Origin of the sequence: Brachybacterium phenoliresistens (assembly GCF_039530785.1) — a bacterium.
GTDB lineage: Bacteria > Actinomycetota > Actinomycetes > Actinomycetales > Dermabacteraceae > Brachybacterium > Brachybacterium phenoliresistens.
Map to the genome: position 1 here is coordinate 91731 of NZ_BAAAOW010000004.1, position 23845 is coordinate 115575.

Sequence of the window (23845 nt, forward strand, 5' to 3'; positions counted from 1 at the left end):
CGTATCCGTGCCTGCCGTGCGCGCCCATACTGAATGATCGCGGACCCCTGGCGGTTCGTGCCCCAGATCGTCCAGGAAGCCAGTCGGCCAGGAAGCAGGAGCCACCATGAGCGATTCCCGCGGCTCGTCCAGCCCCGGTTCGGGCAAGCCCGGCGCGCGACGCGCAGCCGGCGTCCGCCGCAGCCCCGCCGCTGCCGGGGGCAAGACCCCTGGTGAGGTGAAGGGCACCTCCCGCACCAAGCGCAACGCCGCGGCAGGAGCCGGGGCCGCCGGCGGCGCCGCGGCACGGTCCGGGGCGAAGGGCGGCTCCGCAGGCTCGTCCTCGCGCACGGGCTCGACCAAGGGGACCTCCCGCTCCCAGGGCGCGGCGACCACCGCGGCCGCCGCGGGCGGGGCGGGACTGGCGCGCGCGAAGCCGCGCAAGAACCTCCTGAACTATCCGCGCGCCGGGAAGAAGGGCGTGTGGCGCTGGTTCCCCTCGCTGCGCATGATCATCGGCGCCTTCGCGCTGCTCGTGATCGCCGGCGTCTCCTTCGCCGTGTGGATGTACAAGACCACCGACGTGCCCGAGCCCAGCGATGTCGCCGTCGCCCAGTCCTCGCGCGTCTACTTCGCCGACGGCACCACGGAGATGGGGAAGTTCTCCCAGGTCAACCGCACGATCATCCCCAGCGACGAGATCCCGGACAACGTCAAGGAGGCAGTCGTCGCGAGCGAGGACTCCACCTTCTACGAGAACCGCGGCGTCTCCCCGCGCGGCATCGTGCGCGCCCTGGTGAACAACCTCTCCGGCAACGCCCGCCAGGGCGGCTCGACGATCACCATGCAGTACGTCGAGCGCTACTACACGGGCACCAACACCTCCTACTGGGGCAAGGCCCAGGAGGCGATGATGGCGCTGAAGGCGGATCAGTCCCTGTCCAAGGACGAGATCCTCTCGCGCTACCTCAACACCATCTACTTCGGCCGCGGCGCCTACGGCGTGCAGGAGGCCTCCCAGGCCTACTTCGGCAAGGACGCGAAGGACCTCACCGACGCGGAGGCCTCGCTGCTGGTCGCCGTGATCCCGGCGCCCTCGGTCTACGACCCGGCGAAGAACCCCGAGCGCGCCGCGTCCCTGTGGGACCGCGTGATCGAGCGGCAGGTCAACGTGACCGGCACGCTCACCGCCGACGAGGCCGAGGCGCTCGAGTTCCCGGCGACGGTCGACAACGCGAACTCCAACGCGCTCGCCGGCCCCAACGGCTACCTCATCGCGTACGTGAAGTCGGAGCTGAAGCGGCAGGGCTTCGACGAGGACGACATCGACACCGGCGGCTACACGATCGTCTCCACCATCGACCCCGCGATCCAGCAGAACACGGTCGATGCGATCGAGGACCTCCCCGACGACAGGCCCGCCAACAACCGCATCGGCACCATCACGATCGACCCGTCCACCGGCGCGATCAAGGCCATGTACGGCGGCGCGGACTACGTCACCCAGTCCTACAACGACGCCAGCCAGTCCCGGATGCAGGCCGGCTCGATCTTCAAGACCTTCACGCTGGTGGCCGCCCTCGAGGACGGCTACAGCCTGAACTCGCGGTTCAACGGGAACTCGCCCCGCACCTTCGACGTCCCCGGCGACGACTGGCGGGTGAAGAACTTCAGCGACGTCTCCTACGGCAGCGTCACCCTCACCGAGTCGGTCACGCACTCGATCAACACCGCCTTCGCGGAGCTGAACCTCGAGATCGGGCCGGAGCGCACGCGGGACGTCGCGATCCAGCTGGGCCTGCCCGAGGACACCCCGGACCTGGACGCCTACCCCTCCAACGTGCTCGGCTCGGCCAGCCCGACGGTGCTGGAGATGGGCGAGGCCTATGCGACGATCGCGGCGCAGGGCGACTACAACCCCTCGTACATGGTCAAGTCCGTGACCAACCCCGACGGCAGCACCGAGTACGAGCACGAGAAGGCCCCCAAGGAGGTGCTCGACGAGGGTGTCGCCATCAACGCGACCGTGGCCCTGCAGGGCCCGCCCAGCACCGGGTCCGCCCGCTACATCCGCCAGAACATGGACGGGCGCCCCGTCGCCGGCAAGACCGGCACCTCCGAGAGCTTCCGCTCGGCCTGGTTCGTCGGCTTCACGCCCCAGCTGGTGACGGCCGTGGGCATGTTCCAGCCCGGCGAGGACGGCTCCCAGCAGTCCCTCACGCCCTTCGGCGGCGTGGACCGCATCACCGGCGGCTCGTTCCCGACCCGGATCTGGACCGGCATCATGAAGCCCTCCCTCGAGGGCCAGGAGAAGCTCGACTTCCCGGAGGCCGTGCGCCTGGACAACCAGCGCCCGCGCGAGACCCAGGACGACGACGAGGACGAGCCCTCGCGCACCACCCAGGCCCCCGCGACCGAGGAGCCCACGACCCAGGAGCCCACCGAGGAGCCGTCCGAGGAGCCGACCGAGGAGCCCAGCTCCGAGGCGCCCACCACGGAGGAGCCCAGCTCCGAGGCCCCGGCCACCGAGGAGCCGTCCTCGGAGGCTCCCACGTCGGAGGCCCCGACGTCCGGGGAACCCGAGGCCGACGCCACCGAGAAGTCCGAGGACGACGGGGAGGAGCAGGCCGGCGGCGAGACGGAGCAGGGCGACGGCTCCCCGGGCAGAGGCGACACGAGGAGGGACCGCGGCCAGCCCACCGACGCCCCGACCGAACGGGCCGGCCGGACCGCCTGATCCCGCGACGTCTCCCGCTCCGCAGCGCCCTGCACCGCCCTGGTGCAGGGCGCTGCGGCGTTCATCGGCCGCTGGGAGAACCGCTGGCCGGGCCCGGCTCCCGGACGAAGATGCCGGCGCGGACCGCTGCCGTGGTGGCTGCGGCGCAGCGGCGGGCCACGTCCGTGTCCAGGGGCTCGCCGGTCAGCAGCAGGCGGAAGTACAGCGGCGCGACGAGGTGGTCGATGACCTCGACGTCGACGGTCCCGCGGGGGGCCTCTCCGCGGGCGACGGCCCGCCGCACGATCTCCGAGGAGAGGGGCCGGCGCGTGGTGAGGACCTCGCCGAGGATTCCGCGCACCCCGTCCAGGCGCGCCGCCTCGGAGCCGAGCACCGCGCTGATGATCCGCCCGGTGTCCGCGGCGAGGACCTCCACGATGTCCTGCGCGTACGCCGCGAGATCCGAGGCGAGGGCGCCCGTGTCCCGGGGCACGACGGGATGCCCGGAGCGGTCGCGCAGCGCCTCGACGAGCAGGGTGTCGAGGTCGGACCAGCGCCGGTAGATGGTCGTGCGGTGCACGCCGGAGCGTTCGGCGACCGCGCCCAGGGTCGCCTTCGCGTAGCCCTGCGCGACGACCTCCTCGAGCACGGCGGCGAAGACCGCCTGCTGGATGCGTGCGCTGCGGCCGCCCGGGCGGCGCTGCGGGGTCTGCTCCTGCTCGGCCATCGCCCCAGTATCCCTGCGGGCCGACCCCGGCCCGCACCCGCGCTCACTAACGCAACGTGATGTTGCGTTAGTATGGCTTCGGCGCACGCTCCGCCCCTCGCGGTCCGCGGGCATGCGTCCCGGCCCGGCCGAGGGCCCGGCCGGCCCATCCCGCATCCGAGAAGGACACCCCATGCGCGCAACCCTCCCGCGGAGCACGGCCCGCGCCGCCGCCGCCATCCTCCTGACCGCCGCCCTCAGCTCCTGCGGGGTCCTCGGCATCGGCGACAGCGGCGACGAGGCCCCGACCTCCTTCCAGGACGCGAAGGCGGGTGCGCAGGCGGATGCCGCGACGTTCCTGAGCGACCTCACGGCCGAGGAGGTCGATGCCGCGATCACCGCCCTCGAGGACCGGGTGGGCGCCTCGCCTGCGCAGCTGACCCACATCACCCTGGCCAGCGGCTACATCACGTTCGACGCCGTGGACCCTGCGGCCCCGGACGAGCTGAACTCCTGGTCGTACACCGACGGCGAGCTCTCCGAGGAGCCCGTCCCCGTGGACTACGGCGGCGATGTCGAGGCCCTCGAGCAGAACGTGTTCAGCACCGAGGACATCGATCCCGCCGGGGTCGTCGCGGCGGTCGAGGCCGCCCCGGGGGCCTCCGAGATCGAGGGCGGGCAGTCCACCGGGATCAGCATCAGCCGGAACACGCCGACGTCCCTGGACCTGCAGATGCTCGTGAGCGTCGCGTCCGAGCGCGACAGCGCCACCGTGCGCACCGACCTCACCGGCGCCGTCGTCGAGGTGTTCTGAGCCGACGCAGACCACCGGCCCGGCCGCCCGAGGGGAGCGGCCGGGCCGGACGGGGGAACCGGTCGCACCGCCCTCGGCGGCCCGGCCGGTTCGGGGGATCGGCCCGGCCGGGGGACGGCCGGGCCGATCGGGTGTCAGGCGCCGCCGAGGCGGCGGTCCCACCAGTCCAGGACGGCCTCGAAGCGCTCCACCCGGTGCCGGGGGCGGCCGGAGCGGGTGAGCTCGTGGTCCTCTCCGGGGAAGATGAGCATCTCCGTGTCCACGCCCGCGCGCTGCAGCGCCGCGTAGTAGCGGGTGCCCTGCTCGAGCGGGCAGCGCAGGTCCTGCTCGGAATGGATGACGAGGGTCGGCGTGCGCACGGCTCCGGCCCGCGCGAAGGCGCTCTGGCGATCGATGTCCTCGCGCTCGGTGCCGATGTACTGGTCGCCGAAGTACGAGCCGATGTCGCTGGTGCCCTGGAAGCTCACCGGGTCCAGGAAGCCGCGCTCCACGATGGCCCCGCGGAACCGGTGGTCGTGGGCGATGATCCAGGCGGTCAGGTAGCCGCCGTAGGAGCCGCCCATGATCCCCAGGCGCCGGCCGTCCAGCCGCGGATCCGCGGCCAGCGCCCCCTCGAGCAGATCGATCACGTCCTCCGCGTCGACCGTCCCGAAGGCCCCCTTCACGGCGCGCCCGTGCGCACGGCCGTAGCCGGCCGAACCGCGCGGGTTGCCGTGCACGACGGCGTACCCCGCCTCGACGAGGGTCTGCACCTCGTCGAAGACGGCCACGTCGTAGGCGGCGTACGGGCCGCCGTGGATCAGGAGGATCAGCGGGATCGCGCCGGAGCCTGCCGCGGGGGCGCTGGGCGGCAGGGTGAGCCAGCCGTGGACGGGGTACCCGCTGCGGCCGATGATCTCCAGCTCCTGCGAGGGAGCGATCTCCGTGACCTCCCGGAGCGAGGCGCCGGCGTCGACGAGCAGCGCGGGCGCGGCCGGATCATCGCCCGCCGCGACCAGCACACCGGAGGAGACCGGCGAGGCCAGGGACGCCAGCACGATCTCGCGGGGACCGCGGCGGCCCGTCTCGACGTCGCTCCCGTCCTCGCCGTCGCTCCCGTCCTCGCCGGCAGCGGGTACGGCGGCGAGCAGCACCGCATCGGCGCCGCCCACCACCACGTCGCCGGCGACGACATCGCGCACGATCTTGTCGGCGGACACCCGCACCAGGTGCACGCGGCCGCGGCGGGTGGCGCGCAGCAGCACGTCCTCGCCGAGCGCGATGATCTCCGATCCGGCCGCGCCCACGTCCAGCGTCTCCGGATCGGTGAGCCGGCGCGGCCCCGCCTCCTCCAGCAGCCACAGGGCCACGTCCGGCGCGATCGGGTCGCGCCCGTCGATCGGCCGGCTGGCGAGGATCGCGGGGACCCCGCCGGGGCCGATGCCGATCCGCTGGATGCGCAGCCCCTCCTCGCGCGGGACGAGGATCCGGGGCTCGGCCGTCGCGCACTCCCCGTCGGAGCCGTCCCCGTCGGGACGGTCCCCGCCGGACCCGTCCCGGTCGGGACCGTCCGCGAGGCCATCCGGCCCCGGCGCGGGCGCAGGAACCGGGATCGCGATGACCTCGGTGCGCAGGTCGCCGATGTCGGCCGCAGGATCCTCGCGGACCGCCAGCACCTGCGCGCCGTCGGCGGCGAAGCAGACCGGCCCGTGCTCGGCGCGGCCCGCCGTGAGCTGCACGCACCGCACCGGCGGCACCGCAGCCAGCGGGCCGTCGGGATGCGGGGCCACGGGGTAGGCCGGCTCCTCCTCGACGGAGACGGCCGGCACCACGAAGACGTGCGCGGGCCGGTCCGCCGTCCACCCGACGCCGTTGGCGTGCCAGCGCGGGCCCGTCACGCGCCGCGGACGCTCCGCCTCCGGCGCCAGGCCCGGCACGTCGCCGTACCGTCCCGGCTCGGCCGACCGAGCCGTGAACGCCAGGCAGGAGCCGTCGGGCGACCAGGTGAAGGCGTCCACCCCCAGCAGCTGCGTCGTGATCGCCCGGGGCTCGCCGCCGCGGGCGTCGACCAGGTGGATCTGGCGGCGGCCCCGGTCATCGGCCCGCAGGAAGGCGATGACGCGGCCGTCGGGCGAGAGCGCCGGGCTCGTGTCCGACACCCCGCGGGTCAGGCGGCGCGGCGGACCCGCCGCGCCCGTGCCGTCGGCGAGATCGGGCGGGAGCAGGTCGACGCGCCAGAGCTGCCCCACCGCGCGGTCCGCGCGCAGGTCAGGGCGGGACGAGGCGTAGACGGCGAAGCTGCCGTCGGGCGCGAGGACCGGTCGGGACAGGGAGGTGAGGTGGGTGATGTCGCCGGGGAGCACCCCGTGAACCTATCAGCGCGTGTCGCAGGTCACGGGGCGCCGCGGAGAGCGTGATCGCAGCCGTGCTGTGATCCGGGGCGCACCGGCTGATCGTGCCCTATCGGAGGTCCCGGGCGACGGGTAGGCTTGCACGGTCCGTCCCGCGCGTCGCCGATGCGCGGCCGGATGGCATGAACCCTCCTGCCACGGAGAGACCGTGGCCGCGAAGACCACAGGAGGTGGGTACTCGAACATGCGCACATACGAAATGGTCGTCATCCTCGACCCGTCCGTCGACGAGCGGACCGTCACCGGGACCTTCGAGAAGCTTGTCCAGGTCGTCCCCAACGAGGGCGGCACCGTCGACAACGTCGACGTCTGGGGCAAGCGGAAGTTCGCCTACGAGATCGACAAGAAGACCGAGGGCATCTACATCGTCCTCACCTTCACCGCGACCTCCGCGACCGCTCAGGAGCTGGACCGCCAGCTGGGCCTGAACGAGTCGGTCCTGCGCACCAAGCTGATGCGCCTCGACGCCAAGTGACGTCCTCCGCGACCGGCCTCGTCTGAGGGCGGTCGCGACCACCACGGATCCAGATCCGTCACCCCCGCACCCGGAGCACAGGAGCATCCATGGCCGGAGACACCGTCATCACCGTGATCGGCAACCTCACCGCTGACCCCGAGCTGCGTTTCACGCAGTCCGGCATGGCGGTCGCCAACTTCACCGTCGCCTCGACGCCTCGGACGTTCGATCGTCAGGCGAACGAGTGGAAGGACGGCGAGGCCCTGTTCCTGCGCTGCTCGATCTGGCGCGACGCCGCGGAGAACGTGGCCGAGTCCCTCGAGAAGGGCACCCGCGTGGTCGTGCAGGGTCGCCTCAAGCAGCGCTCCTACACTGACCGCGAGGGCAACAACCGCACCTCCATCGAGCTCGATGTGGAGGAGATCGGCCCCTCGCTCCGCTACGCGACCGCCAAGCCCACCAAGGTGCAGCGCGGCGGCGGTGGCGGCTTCGGCGGAGGCCAGCGCGGAGGCGGCGCCCCCCAGGGCGGCGGCTTCGGCGGGGCGCCCCAGGGCGCACCGCAGGGCGGTGGCTTCGGCGGCAACCAGGGCGGTCAGGGCGGCTACGGCGGCCAGGGCAACCCCGGCGGCGCCGGCGCGGATCCGTGGGCAGGCGGCAACCAGCAGGGCGGGTACGACGACCCGCCGTTCTGATCGGCCGCCACCCCGTAGAGAACCAATCCATCCCGGGTGCATGCCCGGGCTCCATACAGAAGAAGGAGCACCACGATGGCGAAGCCTGTTCTTCGTAAGCCGAAGAAGAAGCAGAACCCGCTGAAGGCAGCGGGCGTCGAGACCGTCGACTACAAGGACGCAGCTCTGCTGCGCAAGTTCATCTCCGACCGCGGCAAGATCCGCGCGCGGCGCGTCACCGGCGTGTCCGTGCAGGAGCAGCGCAAGATCGCGAAGGCCGTGAAGAACGCCCGCGAGATCGCCCTGCTGCCCTACTCGACCTCCGGTCGCTGAGCGAGGAAGGGAAGCACATGACCAGCAAGCTCATCCTCACCCACGAGGTCACCGGCCTCGGCACCGCGGGCGATGTCGTCGAGGTCAAGGACGGCTACGCGCGCAACTTCCTGCTCCCGCGCGGTCTCGCGACCCCGTGGACCAAGGGCGGCCAGCGCCAGCTCGACCAGATCCGCGCCGCCCGTGGCAAGCGCGCGATCGCGACCCTCGAAGAGGCGCTGTCCCTCAAGGACCTGCTGCAGTCCAAGCCGGTCGTCGTCGCCGAGCGCGCCGGCCAGGGCGGTCGCCTCTTCGGCGCCGTCACCTCCAAGGAGGTCGCCGAGGGCATCGCGGCGGTGCACGGCAAGAACATCGACCGCCGCGCGGTCGAGTTCGTGGCCCCGATCAAGTCCCTGGGCGAGCACAAGGCGACCGTGCGTCTGCACGAGGACGTCTTCGCGAACCTGGTGATCCAGGTCGTCGCGGCCAAGGGCGCCACCGTCTGATCACGCTCGCGCGCTGATCGCCGGGCTCCGGCCCGACGGCGGACATCGGAAGCGCCCCGCACCCTCACGGTGCGGGGCGCTTCTGCATCCCCGGCGCGCCTCTCGGTGCGCCCCTCGGTGCGCCCTCGGCGTGCACGGATGGCGGTCTGAGAGCCGCGAGCCAGGCGATCGCCTGGCTCACGGCCCTCACGCAGCCGTTCGTGCACGCCCGCGCCCACGGCCGGGGCTCTGGGCCCAGGCCTCGTCGTCGGCACGCCCGGCGGCACGCCCGCCGGCGCGGCCGGCGATAGTGTGAGGAGCATGCTGATCATCGGGAACAAGGGGATCACCCTGATCGTGGGGGCACTGCTGGCAGCGACGGCGCTGATCGCGTACCTGTCGCCCCTGGCGGGGAACGACAAGGTGACGGTCACCCTGATCGGGGTGCTGGTCTCCCTCGTCGTGGCCGATCTCCTCAAGCGCCGGCTGTACGGCGACGCCCGCCCCGACATCGCCCCGCGGGACGAGGATGAGGACGCGCCGGGCGCGAGGTGACCTCGCGGGAATCACGAGCAGCGGGCCTCGCGACGCCCACGGGGCCGGGCCGGGCCGAGCCCGGCGGGCACGGATGGCGGTCTGAGAGCCGCGAGCCAGGCGATCGCCGGGCTCGCGGCCCTGACGCAGCCGTTCGTGCCCGCGCCCGCGCCCACGGCCCGGGCTCCGGGCTCAGGCCTCGTCGCCGGCGGTGATGGCCTCGGCCTCCGAGCGGGCGTCGAGGTGGGGCGCGGCGCCGTGGTCCGCGCCCACCGCAGCGAGGTGCCGGCGGCCCACCAGCAGCATGACGATCGAGATCACGATGGCGAGGGCGGCGAGCTCATAGGGGGCGGCGGCCCCGGCGGCGGCCGCGAGGGGGCCGGCCACGGCGGGGGCGACGGCCCCGCCGAGGAAGCGCACCCCGGAGTAGGCGGAGCTGGCCACGCCGCGCGGGAGGTCGGTGGCCTCCATGACCGTCTCGGTCAGCGCGGTGTTCAGCACGCCCAGCAGCAGCCCGCCGATCACGATGCCCACGATCATGCCGACCATGGAGGTGTGCAGCAGGGCCAGGGCCAGCAGCACCAGCGTGAGCAGGCCCAGGGTCGCCACGAGGGTGGGCAGGAGTCCGAAGCGGCGGGTGAGGACCGGGGCGACCAGCACGGAGGTGATCGCCAGGGCCAGGCCCCAGCCGAAGAAGACCCCGCCGATGCCCATGGCCCCGAACTCCGTGCCCTGCGCGGCGGCCGCGGCCTCGAGCGGGAAGGGCGAGTAGGCCAGCAGGGTGAAGAAGCCGAAGTTGTAGAACACGGCGGTCAGCGCGAGGGTGCGCAGCGCGGGGTGGGCGAGGGCGCGGATCGAGGCCAGCGGGGAGACCCGGGCCGGGCGCGGCTCGGCGCGCAGGAGGGCGGTGATCGCGAGGAAGCCGACGGCCATCAGCACGGCCGTGCCGGCGAAGGGGGCCCGCCAGGACACCGAGCCCAGCAGTCCGCCCAGCAGCGGCCCGACCGCCATGCCGAGTCCCAGGGCGGCCTCGTAGAGGATGATCGCCCCGGCGCTCGGCCCGGCGCTGGCGCCGACGATCGCGGCCAGGGCGGTGGAGATGAACAGGGCGTTGCCCAGGCCCCAGCCGGCGCGCAGGCCGATGATCTCGCCGACGGAGCCGGACGCCGCGCACAGCGCCGCGAAGACGACGACCAGGGCGAGCCCGGTCAGCAGCGTCCGCTTCACGCCCAGCCGGGAGGAGGCCCAGCTGGTGAAGAGCATGGCGATCGCGGTGATGAACAGGTAGCTGGTGAACAGGAGCATCGCCTGGGTGGGCGAGGCGTCCAGCTCGGTGGAGATGGCCGGGAGGATCGGGTCGACCAGTCCGATGCCCATGAAGGACACGGTCGCCGCGAAGGCGATCGCCCATACCGCGCGCGGCTGACGGAAGGCGTCGCCCAGCAGCGAGGAGGAGGGGGAGGCGGTGGTCGAGGGGGGCGAGGTGGTGCTCATGCGGGGGGCAGCGTTCCTTCCGAGGAGTCGATGATGCGGTGGAGGACCTCGCTCGCCTGCTCGAGCGCGGCGCGGTCCTCGGCGGGGACGTCGGCGAGCAGCTCGGCCACCGTGGCGGCCAGGCGCTCGCGCCAGGCGGCGAGCCGCTCGCGTCCCGCGGGGGTCAGCTCGATCAGGGCCGAGCGGGCGTCCTCCGGGTCGGGTCGGCGCGAGAGGATCCCCTCCGCCTCGAGCCGCTGGACGGCGGCGGTGGCGGTGGGTCGGGCGACCTGCTCGCGGGCGGCGATCTCCGACAGCCGCATCGGCCCGCGGGCCTCGAGGGTCGCGGTGATGCGCCAGGTCACGGAGGAGACGCCGACATCGGCCATCCGGGTGGAGAGCCGGGCGAAGCGGCTGCACGCCAGGACCAGGGAGAGGGCAGGGTCGGGGGAGGTCACGTCTCCCACTGTAGTTAGGATTACTAACTACTGCAAGCGGGGGCGCCGCGCCCGTAGGATCCCTGGGGTGAACTCCGCACCCTCCTCCTCCGCATCCCCCGCGGCGTCCGCCGGAAGCTCCCTGTCCCGTTCGCTGACGCACGGGCAGATGGCCATGATCGCCATGGGCTCGGCCCTGGGCACCGGCCTGTTCCTCGGCTCGGGCGCCGCGATCGGCATCGCCGGTCCCGCCGTCATCGTCTGCTTCGCCCTCGGCTCCGCGATCGCCGCGACCATCGCCCTGAGCATGGGCGAGATGGCCTCGCGCTACCCCGTGCGCGGCGGCTTCGGCACCCTCGCCGCCCGCTTCCTCTCCCCGTACTGGGGGTACCTGACCCGCTGGCTGTACTGGTTCGTCACCATCTGCGTGACCGGGGCCGAGCTCGTCGCCTGCGCCACGTACCTCACCTACTGGGCGCCCGGCGTCCCGCTGTGGGCCGGGATCGTGCTGTTCGCCGCCATCATCGTGGGCATCAACCTCGCCAGCGTCGGCTCTTTCGGCGTGATCGAGTTCTGGCTCTCGAGCATCAAGGTCGTCGCCGTGCTGGTGTTCATCCTCATCGGCGCGTTCCTCGTGTTCGCAGGGCTGCCCAGCTCCCCGGCCCCGGGGCTGACGCACCTCACCGGCGACGGCGGCTTCCTCCCGAACGGCGCGGCCTCGATCTGGATCGCCATGAGCGTGGTGATGTTCAGCTTCGGCGGGATCGAGCTGCTGTCGATCACCGCGGCCGAGGCGAAGGATCCCGGCACCGCGATCCGCACCGCGGCGCGCACCACGATCATCCGCCTGGCCTTCTTCTACGTCCTCGCGGTGGGCCTGGTCGTCGCGCTGCTGCCGTGGCAGCAGGCCTCCGGCGCCGGGGAGGACGTCACCGCGAGCCCCTTCGTGCTGGTCTTCGACCGGATCGGCATCCCGGGCGCCGCCTCGCTGACGAACATCATCGTGCTCATCGCGGCGCTCTCGGCGGCCAATGCGAACCTCTACGCCGGTAGCCGCATGCTCCACTCGCTCTCGGCCGATGCGATGGCCCCGGCCTTCCTCCACCGGCTCTCTCCCCGCCACGTTCCGGTGCGCGGGATCGCCATGAGCACCGCCGGCATCGTCCTGGCGGCGGTGCTCGCCTTCACCGGTGCCGGCGGCGTGTTCGGCTACATGATGAGCCTCGTGGTGTTCTCCGTGCTGCTGGTGTGGGCGCTGATCCTGATCAGCTACATCTCCTACTGGCGCGGCCGCGACGGCCAGGAGACCTTCCGCCTGCCCGGCGGCGTCGCCACCGCCGTCGCGGGCCTGGTCGGAGTGGTCGGCGTGTTCGCGACCATCGCCGTGGTGCGCGACCTGCAGCTCGCGGCCCTGGTCGGCGTGCCGGTCGTGCTGCTGGTGACGGTGCTGTACGTCGTGGTGGTGCGCCACCGGATCGACCCCGCCGCGACCGATGCCGCCTTCGCGGAGGCCGCCGAGGCCGAGGCGGAGGCCGCCGCCGTCCGGTGACGGAGGCCGCCGTCCGCCGGCGGAGGGCGCTGCTGCCCGCCGGCGGAGGGCATCGGCGCCCGCTGGCGGAGGGCCTCTGCCGCCCTGTCGCGGCCGGCAACGTGATCGTCGTTACCATCGGCCCCGGCGGTTTGGGACTTCGCAGACCAGCAGGTAAGCTGAAGGAACCTTCGGCTTCGGTGGGTTACAACCCGGCGCCGGAGAGATGCGCGAGTGGCGGAATAGGCAGACGCGCACGGTTCAGGTCCGTGTGCCCGAAAGGGCGTGGGGGTTCAACTCCCCCCTCGCGCACCGCATGAGAACCCCGGCTCACCTGGTGAGCCGGGGTTCTCGCATTCCCGGCCGCAGCGCTGCGCGGGCGAGGAGCCGCACCTCCGCCACGGCTCCGTGAATCTCCAGGGCACTACGACCCTCCAGGGCCTTACGACCCAGGGCCCTACGAATCTCCCGGGCCCCACCGCCCTCGTCGGGCTCACGACCCCGCGTCGGCCCCCTCCTGCGCCGCGCCCCCGCGCTGCTCCGCGAGGAGCGCCTGGAGCCCCTCGACGACCAGGGCGTGGTCCTCGACCTGGGCGAGTCCGGAGACCGTGGCGGTCCCGATGATGCCGGCCCCCGCGACGATCAGGGGGAACGCGCCGCCGTGGGCCGCATAGCGGTCCCGGGGCAGGCCGGTGGCCTCCTCGAAGGTGGTCCCGCGGTCGCGGTACTTCTGCCCCATCAGCAGCGAGGAATGGCCGAAGCGCCGCACCACGGCGTTCTTCCGCGCGACCCAGGAGGCGTTGTCGGGGCTGGTGCCGGGGCGGGCGTGCTGGAACAGCTGCAGCTCGCCGCGGCGGATGTCGATGAGGATCGGCAGCTCCCGCTCCCGGGCGAGGTCCACCAGGCGCCCGCCCAGCCACCAGGCGTCGTCATGGGTGAAGCGGGGGAGGACCAGCGCGTCCTCCTGGGCGAGCAGCTCCGGGAGCGTGGGCGTCATGCCGGCGAGTGTGGCAATCCCGGCCGGACCGGTCAAGGCGGTCCGGCCGCGGCCGCGACGTCACGATCGGATCTCGCGCCGCCCCCGGGTGAGGCTCGCGCAGCGGTCCGTCCGATACTGGCGGGCGATCCCACGCCACGAAAGGACCCCATGATCATCTCCGCGGACGACCCGCACCGGGCCGACGTCCTCGCCCTGCTCGCCCAGCACCTGGGCGAGATGCACCGCACCTCGCCGGCCGAGAGCGTGCACGCGCTGGACCCGGACGCCCTCGCCGATCCGTCGATCACGCTGCTCTCGGCCCGGGAGGAGGACGGCACCCTGCTCGGGATCGGGGCGCTGCAGCGCCACGACGGGCGGCTCGGCGAGGTGAAGTCGATGCGCACCGCCCCGCCGGCGCGGGGCCGGGGCGTGGGCGCCGCGGTGCTGGGCCGGATCATCGCCCTCGCGCAGGAGGAGGGCCTGGAGACGCTCGCCCTGGAGACCGGGACCGATCCCTTCTTCGCCGCCGCGCACCGGCTCTACGCGCGGCACGGATTCGCGCAGACAGGGCCGTTCGCCGAGTACCGGGAGGACCCGTGCTCGGCCTATTTCTCCCTGTCCCTGCACCCGGCATGACCCATCGGTCACCCCTGACACCGCAGGTCGTAGCCGATTCGTAATCAAATTCCCAGGAACCCCTGGTCAACAGATTGCCAGGTCATTACCCTGAAGTGGCTCGCGCGCTGCGACCGAGGTCACATCCCCGGACGCGGCGCACTCCAGAACTGCTGAGGAGATGACCGCTGTGGACACCTTGACCTCCTACGACTGGGTGGGGCTCGGATTCAGACTTCTTGCCGCCATCGCCATCCTGATCATCACGGCCATCCTGGCCGGAGTCGTGAAGAACCTCGTGGCGAAGGCGGCCACGAAGCTGAGGTTCCTGCATCGGCCGGGCGTCGACGCCGCGTCCCTGGGCCAGTCCCTCGGAGCGATCGCCTCCCTGCTGGTCTGGCTGCTGGGCCTCATCGTCATCCTGGGCATCTTCCAGCTCGACGGCGTGCTGAGCCCCGTCACCGCGATGCTCGGGACGGTGCTGACGTACCTGCCCAACGTGATCGGCGCCGGCGTCGTCTTCATGATCGGCCTGATGCTCGCCAAGATCGTCAAGTCCCTGATCGTCACCGCCCTCGGCGCGGTGGACCTCGGCAAGCTCATGGGCCGCGCCAAGGCCGGCGTCTCGAAGGTCGCCGGCGACAGCGGCGCCCCGTTCGCGCAGGCTCCGACCCATGCCCAGGCACCGGCCGCCGGCCAGGCGCCCGCCGCCGGCCAGGCACCCGGGCACCCCGCCCCGGCCGCCGCGAAGTCCGACGGCCCGAACGTCGCGGAGATCCTCGGCAACGTCGTCTTCGGGATCATCATGATCTTCGTGTCGATCGCGGCGCTGCAGATCCTCGGCATCGCGAGCATCTCCCGCCCCGCGGAGCAGATGCTCTCCACGCTGCTGGCGGCCATCCCCAACATCGTCGCGGCCCTGGTCCTGCTGGGCATCGGCGTGATCATCGCCCGCTTCGCCTCCGACCTGCTGGGTCAGGTGCTGACCGGCGCCGGCCTGGATGCGAACCTGCGCAAGCTCGACATCCTGCCTGCGGACAAGTCGGCCGTCCCCGCCATCACCCGGATCGTGGAGATCGCGATCGTGCTGTTCTTCGCCGTGATGGCGGCCCAGGTGCTCGGCTTCCCGCAGATCACGGCGCTGCTGAGCCAGATCCTCGAGCTCGGCGGATCCATCGTCTTCGGCGCCGCGATCATCGCCGCCGGCTTCTTCATCGCCACCTTCCTGGAGAAGCTGCTCTCCGGCCAGATGGCCACCATCGTCAAGTACGTGACGATCACGCTCTTCGTGGCCATGGGCCTCAAGAGCATGGGAGTGGCCGACTCGATCATCGAGATGGCCTTCGGCGCCCTGGTCATCGGCCTCGCCGCCGCCGCGGTCCTGGCCTTCGGCCTGGGCGGCCGCGACGCCGCCGCCCGCACGCTCGCCCGCATGGAGCAGAAGAAGCAGCAGGGGCCGCCTCCGGCACCGACTGCGGACTCCTCCGGCATCTGAGCACGACTCGCATCCCACGACGGACCCCGGCACCATCGGTGCCGGGGTCCATCGCATTGCGCACGTCGCGGGGACGTCCCGGCTCTGCACGACCCTCCGCGCGAAAGGCTCGTCATGTCGTACTCCGCGTCGCCCCTGCCCGGCCCTCCTGCGCCCCGCCGCCGAGGCTGGCCGATGTACGCCGGGATCGGCTGCGGCTGCCTCCTCGCCCTCGCGCTGCTCGCCGCGGTCATCGTGGTGGTCGTGCTCGTGCTCGACCGCGAGGGGGACGACCGCTCCGGTCCGACCGCGCCGACGCCCTCGGCCGGGACGGAGAGCACGGGCGAGCCGACGGAGGAGGCCACCAGCGCGCTGCCCACCACGCAGGAGCCCACCACGGAGGAGACCTCCGAGGGCGGGGTCTCCGCGCAGGACGAGGAGGATGCGAAGGCGCAGTTCCTCGTCTTCGTCCGGGCGCTCGGCCGGGGCGATCACGACGCCGCGTGCGGCGTCATGCTCGACCCGTTCACGCGGGAGCCCTTCGCCGGAGCCAGGATCCGCGACTGCGAGGAGATCCTCGCCGCGAGCACCGACGCCGACTCCACCGAGGACTTCAAGAACCTCGGGGAGCTGCTCACGCCGGAGGGGATAGACACCGAGGTCCAGGGCGACGGCAGCATCCGCCTGACCGTCTACGGCACGGAGTTCCCCTCGCCGATGGTCCGGGCCTCCGACGGGCTCTGGTACGTCGACTTCGGCAGCTGACATCGGCCCCTCGTGCGGGACATCACACGCTCCGCGGCCGGTCAGGGCGCGGAAGCGATCTGATGGTCCCTGAGGACGACCGCGGGGCCCGCTGCGGCCGCCGCGGCGGCGAACTCCTGGCCTCTCGTCCAGAAACAAGGCTCTGACCTGCGGATTAGTTCACAGTTGTCCATGAAGCCGTCGGTTCCTGGCCAAAAGTCCGGTATGCCGGGGGCCGAGAAAACAGACACCTGCACGAAGAATCCCACGGAGTGGACTCGTGATGAAGCTCTCATGTTAGATGGCTGTGAGGGGGCTGTGCTGTCGCCGAACGATGGGTCACGACGGCGCCCTCGTCTTTCTATCCAGTGGAAGGATTGTCATGCTCGACACTCGCTCCGGACCGGCCTCGGCGCCACGTCCCTCCGATCGACGGGTCGCCTGGCGACCGAAGCTCTTCTCGGGCTTCGCGCTGGGTGTCGTGTGCACCCTGGTCGGCTCCAGCTCGGCATCTGCGCTGGGCCTGAACACCTACCCTGATGAGCCCACCGAGGCGGAGGCCAGCATCGCCGGCCTCGAGCTCGGCGGCGAGGATCTCCTCGCCCTCGCCCAGTCCGACGCGGGCTCCGTGTCGAACCCGGGCCCCAACCGCGAGCCGTTCAGCGGCGATATCGCCGGCGGGGAAGTCGTCGATTTCGGCAACGGCATCACCATCCCGCTGGATCAGCTGCTCGCCTTCGGCGAGGTCGGCGTGATCCAGTCGGAGGCCACCGCCACCGACGGCCAGAACGGTGACGCGATCAGCGGCATCGCCGGGGCCGACGGCGGCCTCACCCTCGACGGCACCGACAGCGACTTCGGCACCGCGCAGATCGACCTGCTCTCCGTCTTCGACGCGACCGGCACCAGCGGCATCACCGATCAGATGATCGACCAGGCGGACCTGTCCTTCGGCCTGGGCGGCGCGCACGTCACCGCCGAGGACGGCACCTTCCTGGACCCCGACGGCGTCGGCGGCGCGGGCCAGTACCGCATCGGCGAGCTGAAGCTGAACCTGCACTCGCCGGCCATCGAGGACGCCGGCGCCGGCGTCAGCGATGCCGCGGGCCAGATGGAGGACGCGGTCGTCGAGGCGATCAACGCCGCCCTCAACTTCGGCACGCTGCTGCCAGGCATGACCGTCGAGACGGAGGTGACCAGCACCATCCAGGAGGACGTGATGAACGCGATCCTCCTGGACGAGATCTCCACCGACGACGGCCTGGCCACGATCAACCTGGGCGAGGGCACCCTGGAGGTCGACCTCGGTCGCATCGGCGGCAACGACGACGGCGTGATCGATCGTCCCGTCGGCCTCAACAACCAGGATCCGAACACCGAGCTGATCGATTCGGACACCTACCCCTTCGTGGCCTCGAGCGTGCACGACGTGATCGAGGAGGTCATCACCCTCGCGGTCGACACCGCGATCGCGTCCCTCGACAGCGTCAACATCCACACCACGGTCACGGCGATCGACGGCACCACCGCCAGCTGGGACATGACCCTCGCCGGGGAGGTCTCCAACTACGAGTGCAACCCCGCAGGCCTGACCGGCTTCGCCACCTGCACGACCATCGACACGGTCGTCGGGACCATGGGAACCGTCATGGCTCCTGTCAACGACGCCCTCTCGGATCCCTCGGGGCTGCTGTACGACGCATTCACCACCATCAAGACGGACATGATCACCGTCCCGGTGCGTGCCGCCGTCGATCCCTTCCTCGAGCTCATCGCGGCCAACGTGTTCTCGGTGCAGATAAACCACCAGCGCGAGGTCGAGTGCACCACCGCCGACGGGCAGACCACCCTCACGGGCCTCGAGGTCTCCGCGCTGAGCTTCGGCGTGGCCGGCGGCGCGGCGCGCCTCGGCTTCGGCAACGCCGGCGTCCGCATCGACGCCTGCGGCACCGCGATCACCCCCGAGGTCCAGGCGACCTCCCCGGTGCCCGCGGGCGGCGAGTCCGAGATCACCTCGGGCGGCTGGTCGCCGAACACCGAGGTGTCGGTGCAGCTGACCGGCCCCGACGGGAACCCCGTCGGCGACCCGATCCCGGTCACGACCGATGCGAACGGCGACCTCCCGGCCGGCACCGTGGTGCCGATCCCCGAGGACGCGGCGGCCGGGGCGTACACGATCACCCTCACCGATCCCGACGGGAACACCGGCGATGCGGCGATCGACGTCTACGCCCCCGTGCTGGAGGCCGGCTCTCCGACCCCGGCCGGCGGCGAGTCCCCGGTGACCTCCTCGGGCTGGCTCCCGAACGACGATGTGACCCTGCAGCTCACGGCCCCCGACGGCTCGCCCGTCGGCGACCCGGTCGTGGTGACCACGGATGCCGACGGCAACGTGCCCGAGGGCACCGTCGTCCCCGTCCCCGAGGATGCGGCGCCCGGCGCCGACTACTCGATCGTCGGCACCGACGCCCAGGGCGCCAACGTCCAGGCTCCTCTCGAGGTGACCGAGGCCGGCACCATCGCCCCGGTCCTCGAGGCGTCCTCCCCGGTCCCGGCCGGCGGCGAGACCGAGCTGACCTCCAGCGGCTGGGCTCCGGCCTCCGAGGTCTCCTTCCAGCTGGTCGACCCCTCGGGCGCCCCGCTGGGCGACCCGATCCCCGTCACCACCGATGACACCGGCGCGATCCCGGCGGGCACGATGCTGCCGGTCCCGGCCGATGCCCCGGCGGGTGCCTACACCGTCACCGGCACCGACGCCGACGGCAACACCGCCGAGGCGGCCGTCGACGTCTACGCCCCGGTGCTCGAGGCCGGTTCGCCGACCCCGGCCGGCGGCGAGTCCCCGGTGACCTCCTCCGGCTGGCAGCCGAACGACGAGGTCTCCCTGCAGCTGACCGATCCCTCGGGTGCGCCGCTGGGCGACCCGGTGGTCGTCACGACCGATGCCGACGGCAACGTGCCCGAGGGCACCGTCGTCCCCGTCCCCGAGGACGCGGCGCCCGGCACCGACTACTCGATCGTGGGCACGGACCCGCAGGGCGCGACCGCCCAGGCTCCTCTCGAGGTGACCGAGGCCGGCACCATCGCCCCGGTCCTCGAGGCGACGTCCCCGGTCCCGGCCGGCGGCGAGACGGAGCTGACCTCCAGCGGCTGGGCCCCCGGCTCCGAGGTCTCCTTCCAGCTGGTCGACCCCTCGGGCGCCCCGCTGGGCGACCCGATCCCGGTCACGACCGACGACGCGGGCGCCGTTCCGGCCGGCACGATGCTGCCGGTCCCGGCCGATGCCCCGGCGGGTGCCTACACCGTCACGGGCACCGATGCCGACGGCAACTCCGCCGAGGCCGCTGTGGACGTCTACGCCCCCGTGCTGGAGGCCGGCTCGCCGGTCGCCGCGGGCGATGACACCCCGGTGACCTCCTCCGGCTGGCTGCCCAGCTCCGAGGTGTCGCTGCAGCTCACGGCCCCCGACGGCTCGCCCGTCGGCGACCCGGTCGCGGTGACCACCGACGAGGCCGGCAACGTCCCCGACGGCACCGTCATCCCGGTCCCCGAGGATGCGACCCCCGGCCCGGACTACTCCGTGGTCGGCACCGACGCCAACGGCGCCACCGCCCAGGCACCCCTCGAGGTGACCGAGGCCGGCACCATCGCCCCGGTGATCGAGGCGACGTCCCCGGTCCCGGCCGGTGGCGAGACGGAGGTGACCTCGAGCGGCTGGGCTCCGGCCTCCGAGGTGTCCGTCCAGCTGGTCGATCCCTCCGGTGCTCCGGTGGGCGATCCGGTGGCGGTCACGACCGATGACACCGGCGCGATCCCGGCAGGCACCATGCTGCCGGTCCCGGCCGATGCCCCGGCCGGCGCGTACACGGTCACCGGCACCGACGCCGACGGCAACTCCGCCGAGGCCCCTGTGGATGTCTACGCTCCCGTGCTGGAGGCCGGTTCGCCGGTCGCGGCCGGTGGCGAGACCCCGGTGACGTCCTCCGGCTGGCTGCCCAGCTCCGAGGTGTCGCTGCAGCTCACCGATCCCTCCGGTGCACCCCTGGGTGACCCGGTCGCGGTGACCACCGACGAGGCCGGCAACGTCCCCGACGGGACGCTGCTGCCGGTTCCCGAGGATGCGACGCCGGGCCCGGACTACTCCGTGGTCGGCACCGACGCCAACGGCGCCACCGCCCAGGCACCTCTCGAGGTGCTCGAGGCCGGCACCATCGCCCCGCAGGTCGACGCCTCCTCGCCGGTTCCTGCCGGTGGCGAGTCCACGCTGACCTCCGGCGGCTGGGCCCCCGGCTCCGAGGTGACGGTTCAGCTGGCCGACGCCGAGGGCAACCCGGTGGGCGACCCGGTCACGGTCACGACCGACGAGAACGGCGACGTCCCGGCGGGCACGGTCGTGCCGGTCCCGGCGGACGCCCCCGCGGGCCAGTACACCGTCACCGCGTCGGATGCCGACGGCAACTCCGGTGAGGACACCATCGACGTCTACGCTCCCGTGCTGGAGGCCGGTTCGCCGGTCGCGGCCGGTGGCGAGACCCCGGTGACCTCCTCCGGCTGGCTGCCCAGCTCCGAGGTGTCGCTGCAGCTCACCGATCCCTCCGGTGCACCCCTGGGTGACCCGGTGACGGTGACGACCGACGAGGCCGGCAACGTCCCCGACGGGACGCTGCTGCCGGTCCCCGAGGACGCGACCCCCGGTCCGGACTACTCCGTGGTCGGCACCGACGCCAACGGCGCCACCGCCCAGGCACCTCTCGAGGTGCTCGAGGCCGGCACCATCGCCCCGCAGCTCCAGGTCGAGTCCCCGGTCCCGGCCGGTGGCGACTCGGACGTGACCTCCGGCGGCTGGGCCCCCGGCTCCGAGGTCACGATCCAGCTGACCGATCCCGAGGGGAACCCGGTGGGCGACCCGGTCACGGTCACGACCGACGAGAACGGCGACGTCCCGGCCGGCACCGTGGTGCCGATCCCGGCCGACGCCGCGCCCGGCGAGTACACGGTCACGGCCTCGGATCCCGACGGCAACACCGGCGAGGACACCATCGAGGTCTACGCTCCCCAGCTCGAGGCCGGCTCGGCCCCGGCGGGCGGCGAGTCCCCGGTGACCTCGACCGGCTGGCTGCCGGACTCCGAGGTGACGCTGCAGCTCACCGATCCTGACGGCAACCCCCTGGGCGACCCGGTCACCGTGACCGCCGACCCCGAGGGCAACCTGCCCGAGGGCACCGTCGTGCCGATCCCGGCCGATGCCGCACCCGGCACCGACTACGCGATCGTCGGCACCGATGCGAACGGCGCGAACGTCACCGCACCGCTCGAGGTCACCGAGGCGAGCACCGTCGACCCGACCGTCGAGGTCGAGTCCCCGGTCCCGGCCGGCAGCGATGCCGACGTGGACTCCGGCGGCTGGGAGCCCGGCACCGAGGTCACGATCGTGGTGACCGACCCCGAGGGCAACCCCGTGGGCGACCCGGTCACCGTGATCGCCGACGAGAACGGCGACATCCCGGCCGACACCGTGGTGCACATCCCCGAGGACGCGATCCCCGGCGACTACACCGTGGTGGTGACCGATCCCGACGGCAACGGCGGCGAGGACACCATCGAGGTCTACGCCCCGCAGCTCGAGGCGCAGTCCCCGGTCGCGGCCGGTGGCGAGTCCCCGGTGACCTCGACCGGCTGGCTGCCGGAGTCCGAGGTGACGCTGCAGCTGACCAGCCCCGAGGGTGATCCGGTGGGCGACCCGGTCGTGGTCACGACTGACGCCGAGGGCCGCATCCCCGACGGCACCGCCGTGGCGGTCCCCGAGGACGCCGCTCCCGCAGCGGACTACGCCATCGTGGGCACCGATGCGAACGGCGCGAACGCCAGCGCCCCGCTCGAGGTCCTCGAGGCCGGGTCCGTGGCACCGGTCGTCGACGCCTCCTCGCCGGTTCCTGCCGGCGGTGAGTCCGAGGTGACCTCCGGCGGCTGGGCCCCCGGCACCGAGGTGACCGTGCAGCTGGTCGACCCCGAGGGCAACCCCGTGGGCGACCCGGTCGTGGTGACCACCGACGAGAACGGCGACGTCCCGGCCGGCACCTCGGTGCCCGTCCCGGCCGATGCCGGACCCGGCGAGTACACCGTGACGGTGACCGACCCCGACGGCAACGGCGGCGAGGACACCATCGAGGTCTACGCTCCCTCGATCGAGGCCGGCTCGCCGGTCGCGGCCGGTGGGCAGACCCCGGTGACCTCCTCCGGCTGGCTGCCGAACTCCGAGGTCTCGCTGCAGCTGACCGATCCCTCGGGCGAGCCCCTGGGCGACGCGGTCGCGGTGACCACCGATGCCGACGGCAACGTCCCGATGGGCACCATGGTGTCCGTGCCGGAGGACGCGGCCCCGGGCACCGACTACTCCGTGGTCGGCACCGATGCGAACGGCGCGCGGGTCAGCGCACCGCTCGAGGTCGTCGAGGCCGGGACCATCGCTCCGGTGGTCCAGGTCGAGTCCCCGGTCCCCGCGGGTGGTGAGTCCGATGTGGTCTCCACCGGCTGGAACCCGGGCAGCGAGGTGACCGTGCAGCTGGTCGACCCCGAGGGCAACCCCGTGGGCGACCCGATCGTGGTGACCACCGACGAGGACGGCTCCATCCCGGCCGGCACCGCGGTGCCGATCCCGGCGGATGCCGCAGCGGGTCAGTACACCGTGACGGTGACCGACGCCGACGGCAACGCCGGCGAGGACACCATCGAGGTGTACGCACCGACCATCGAGGCCGGCTCGCCGGTCAAGGCCGGTGACGACTCCGCGGTGACCTCCGGCGGCTGGCTGCCGAACACCGAGGTCTCGCTCCAGCTGGTCGATCCTGACGGCAACGCCCTGGGCGCTGCGGTCACGGTGACCACCGACGCCGACGGCAACATCCCCGACGGCACCGTGGTGACCGTCCCGGGCGGTGCCGCAGCCGGCACCGGCTACGCGATCGTCGCCACGGACGCCAACGGCGCCCAGGTCAGCGCTCCGCTCGAGGTCACCGCCGGTGACGACGATGGCGATGGCGATGGCGATGGCGATGGCGATGGCGATGGCAACGGGAACGGCGGAAACGGCGGGAACGGCGGGAACGGCGGGAACGGCGGGAACGGCGGAAACGGCGGGAACGGCGGGAACGGCGGCAATGGCGGGAACGGCGGTGACGGCGGGAACGGCAACGGGAACGGCGGCAACGGCGGGAACGGCAACGGCTCCGGCAACGGCAACGGGAACGGATCCGGCAACGGCTCCGGGAACGGCTCGGACAACAAGGGCGGGTGGGGCAAGCTCCCCCGCACCGGTGCTGAGCTCCTTCCGCTCGCAGGCGTCGGCGCGATCTTCATGATCGTCGGCTCCCTGTTCCTCATCGCCCGCAACCGCGGCATGGGAACGGACGAGAGCTGATCGTTCAGTAGCCCCAGGAAAGGTGGCGGCCCGCGAGAGCGGGTCGCCACCTTTCTCTGTGAGGACCCCCGGGACCACGCGCCGCTGCCGGCCCGTCCCACCCTCCGGCCCGGA

Annotated in this window: 17 protein-coding genes and 1 tRNA gene; 13 read left to right on the forward strand and 5 right to left on the reverse strand. The window is 72.7% G+C overall.

What is annotated here, in order from left to right; translation table 11 throughout:
• Positions 1–106: 106 nt before the first annotated feature.
• Entirely contained in the window at positions 107–2716 is a 2610-nt protein-coding gene (locus ABD234_RS10745; RefSeq protein ID WP_344356005.1) for a transglycosylase domain-containing protein, read from the forward strand.
• A 61-nt stretch (positions 2717–2777) separates the two neighbouring features.
• Here ABD234_RS10745 and ABD234_RS10750 read toward each other — a convergent pair whose 3' ends face one another.
• Positions 2778–3422 carry a TetR/AcrR family transcriptional regulator gene (locus ABD234_RS10750; RefSeq protein ID WP_344356007.1) on the reverse strand — a complete coding sequence of 215 codons (645 nt, stop codon included), beginning with the start codon at positions 3420–3422 and terminating at the stop codon, positions 2778–2780.
• Positions 3423–3594: 172 nt separating this feature from the next.
• Here ABD234_RS10750 and ABD234_RS10755 point away from each other — a divergent pair, with 172 nt between their 5' ends.
• Positions 3595–4215, forward strand: a complete 621-nt coding sequence (locus ABD234_RS10755) for a hypothetical protein (RefSeq protein ID WP_344356009.1) — start codon at positions 3595–3597, stop codon at positions 4213–4215.
• A gap of 134 nt (positions 4216–4349) precedes the next feature.
• On the opposite strand, the gene ABD234_RS10760 is transcribed toward ABD234_RS10755, so the two are convergent.
• Positions 4350–6557: a prolyl oligopeptidase family serine peptidase gene (locus tag ABD234_RS10760; RefSeq protein WP_344356011.1), complete on the reverse strand. Its 2208-nt coding sequence runs from the start codon at positions 6555–6557 to the stop codon at positions 4350–4352.
• Positions 6558–6789: 232 nt separating this feature from the next.
• Here ABD234_RS10760 and rpsF point away from each other — a divergent pair, with 232 nt between their 5' ends.
• The 5 genes from rpsF to ABD234_RS10785 all read left to right on the forward strand — a co-directional run bounded on the left by rpsF (position 6790) and on the right by ABD234_RS10785 (position 9085).
• Positions 6790–7080, forward strand: a complete 291-nt coding sequence (gene rpsF / locus ABD234_RS10765; RefSeq protein WP_038374515.1) for a 30S ribosomal protein S6 — start codon at positions 6790–6792, stop codon at positions 7078–7080.
• A gap of 89 nt (positions 7081–7169) precedes the next feature.
• Positions 7170–7754: a single-stranded DNA-binding protein gene (locus ABD234_RS10770; RefSeq protein WP_038374513.1), complete on the forward strand. Its 585-nt coding sequence runs from the start codon at positions 7170–7172 to the stop codon at positions 7752–7754.
• A gap of 75 nt (positions 7755–7829) precedes the next feature.
• Positions 7830–8066, forward strand: a complete 237-nt coding sequence (gene rpsR / locus ABD234_RS10775; protein ID WP_038374512.1) for a 30S ribosomal protein S18 — start codon at positions 7830–7832, stop codon at positions 8064–8066.
• Between the two features lie 17 nt (positions 8067–8083).
• On the forward strand, positions 8084–8551 hold the full coding sequence (gene rplI / locus ABD234_RS10780) for a 50S ribosomal protein L9 (RefSeq protein WP_038374511.1): 468 nt from the start codon (positions 8084–8086) through the stop codon (positions 8549–8551).
• A gap of 300 nt (positions 8552–8851) precedes the next feature.
• Positions 8852–9085, forward strand: a complete 234-nt coding sequence (locus ABD234_RS10785; RefSeq protein ID WP_344356015.1) for a hypothetical protein — start codon at positions 8852–8854, stop codon at positions 9083–9085.
• A 171-nt stretch (positions 9086–9256) separates the two neighbouring features.
• Here ABD234_RS10785 and ABD234_RS10790 read toward each other — a convergent pair whose 3' ends face one another.
• Both ABD234_RS10790 and ABD234_RS10795 read right to left on the reverse strand, forming a co-directional pair.
• Positions 9257–10558, reverse strand: a complete 1302-nt coding sequence (locus tag ABD234_RS10790; RefSeq protein ID WP_344356017.1) for an MFS transporter — start codon at positions 10556–10558, stop codon at positions 9257–9259.
• A complete protein-coding gene (locus tag ABD234_RS10795) occupies positions 10555–10995 on the reverse strand; it encodes a MarR family winged helix-turn-helix transcriptional regulator (RefSeq protein ID WP_344356018.1) in 441 nt (146 codons plus the stop codon). The genes ABD234_RS10790 and ABD234_RS10795 overlap by 4 nt, the downstream gene beginning before the upstream one ends.
• A 67-nt stretch (positions 10996–11062) precedes the next feature.
• On the opposite strand from ABD234_RS10795, the gene ABD234_RS10800 reads away from it, so the two are divergent.
• Positions 11063–12523, forward strand: a complete 1461-nt coding sequence (locus tag ABD234_RS10800) for an amino acid permease (protein ID WP_344356020.1) — start codon at positions 11063–11065, stop codon at positions 12521–12523.
• 207 nt (positions 12524–12730) lie between these two features.
• Positions 12731–12814 (forward strand) — tRNA-Leu (locus ABD234_RS10805).
• 181 nt (positions 12815–12995) lie between these two features.
• Here the strand turns inward: ABD234_RS10805 and ABD234_RS10810 are convergent.
• Positions 12996–13499, reverse strand: coding sequence for a heme-degrading domain-containing protein (locus ABD234_RS10810; protein ID WP_344356022.1), 504 nt, complete (start codon positions 13497–13499; stop codon positions 12996–12998).
• A gap of 150 nt (positions 13500–13649) precedes the next feature.
• Between ABD234_RS10810 and ABD234_RS10815 the strand changes: the two genes are divergently transcribed.
• From ABD234_RS10815 to ABD234_RS10830, 4 genes are all read left to right on the forward strand, one after another.
• Positions 13650–14117: a GNAT family N-acetyltransferase gene (locus ABD234_RS10815; RefSeq protein ID WP_344356024.1), complete on the forward strand. Its 468-nt coding sequence runs from the start codon at positions 13650–13652 to the stop codon at positions 14115–14117.
• A gap of 160 nt (positions 14118–14277) precedes the next feature.
• Complete coding sequence (locus tag ABD234_RS10820; RefSeq protein WP_344356026.1) at positions 14278–15591, forward strand: mechanosensitive ion channel; 1314 nt, start codon at positions 14278–14280, stop codon at positions 15589–15591.
• A 114-nt stretch (positions 15592–15705) separates the two neighbouring features.
• Complete coding sequence (locus ABD234_RS10825) at positions 15706–16335, forward strand: hypothetical protein (protein WP_344356028.1); 630 nt, start codon at positions 15706–15708, stop codon at positions 16333–16335.
• A 361-nt stretch (positions 16336–16696) separates the two neighbouring features.
• Positions 16697–23731 (forward strand): hypothetical protein, encoded by a 7035-nt coding sequence (locus ABD234_RS10830; protein WP_344356030.1) that lies wholly within the window; start codon positions 16697–16699, stop codon positions 23729–23731.
• Positions 23732–23845: the final 114 nt, after the last annotated feature.

Bases quoted from the DNA above. Each gene is read 5' to 3' on its own strand.
- ABD234_RS10745 (WP_344356005.1), top strand. From the start codon at position 107: ATGAGCGATTCCCGCGGCTCGTCCAGCCCCGGTTCGGGCAAGCCCGGC.
- ABD234_RS10750 (WP_344356007.1), bottom strand. From the start codon at position 3,422: ATGGCCGAGCAGGAGCAGACCCCGCAGCGCCGCCCGGGCGGCCGCAGC.
- ABD234_RS10755 (WP_344356009.1), top strand. From the start codon at position 3,595: ATGCGCGCAACCCTCCCGCGGAGCACGGCCCGCGCCGCCGCCGCCATC.
- rpsF (WP_038374515.1), top strand. From the start codon at position 6,790: ATGCGCACATACGAAATGGTCGTCATCCTCGACCCGTCCGTCGACGAG.
- ABD234_RS10770 (WP_038374513.1), top strand. From the start codon at position 7,170: ATGGCCGGAGACACCGTCATCACCGTGATCGGCAACCTCACCGCTGAC.
- rpsR (WP_038374512.1), top strand. From the start codon at position 7,830: ATGGCGAAGCCTGTTCTTCGTAAGCCGAAGAAGAAGCAGAACCCGCTG.
- rplI (WP_038374511.1), top strand. From the start codon at position 8,084: ATGACCAGCAAGCTCATCCTCACCCACGAGGTCACCGGCCTCGGCACC.
- ABD234_RS10785 (WP_344356015.1), top strand. From the start codon at position 8,852: ATGCTGATCATCGGGAACAAGGGGATCACCCTGATCGTGGGGGCACTG.
- ABD234_RS10790 (WP_344356017.1), bottom strand. From the start codon at position 10,558: ATGAGCACCACCTCGCCCCCCTCGACCACCGCCTCCCCCTCCTCCTCG.
- ABD234_RS10810 (WP_344356022.1), bottom strand. From the start codon at position 13,499: ATGACGCCCACGCTCCCGGAGCTGCTCGCCCAGGAGGACGCGCTGGTC.
- ABD234_RS10815 (WP_344356024.1), top strand. From the start codon at position 13,650: ATGATCATCTCCGCGGACGACCCGCACCGGGCCGACGTCCTCGCCCTG.
- ABD234_RS10820 (WP_344356026.1), top strand. From the start codon at position 14,278: ATGACCGCTGTGGACACCTTGACCTCCTACGACTGGGTGGGGCTCGGA.
- ABD234_RS10825 (WP_344356028.1), top strand. From the start codon at position 15,706: ATGTCGTACTCCGCGTCGCCCCTGCCCGGCCCTCCTGCGCCCCGCCGC.
- ABD234_RS10830 (WP_344356030.1), top strand. From the start codon at position 16,697: ATGCTCGACACTCGCTCCGGACCGGCCTCGGCGCCACGTCCCTCCGAT.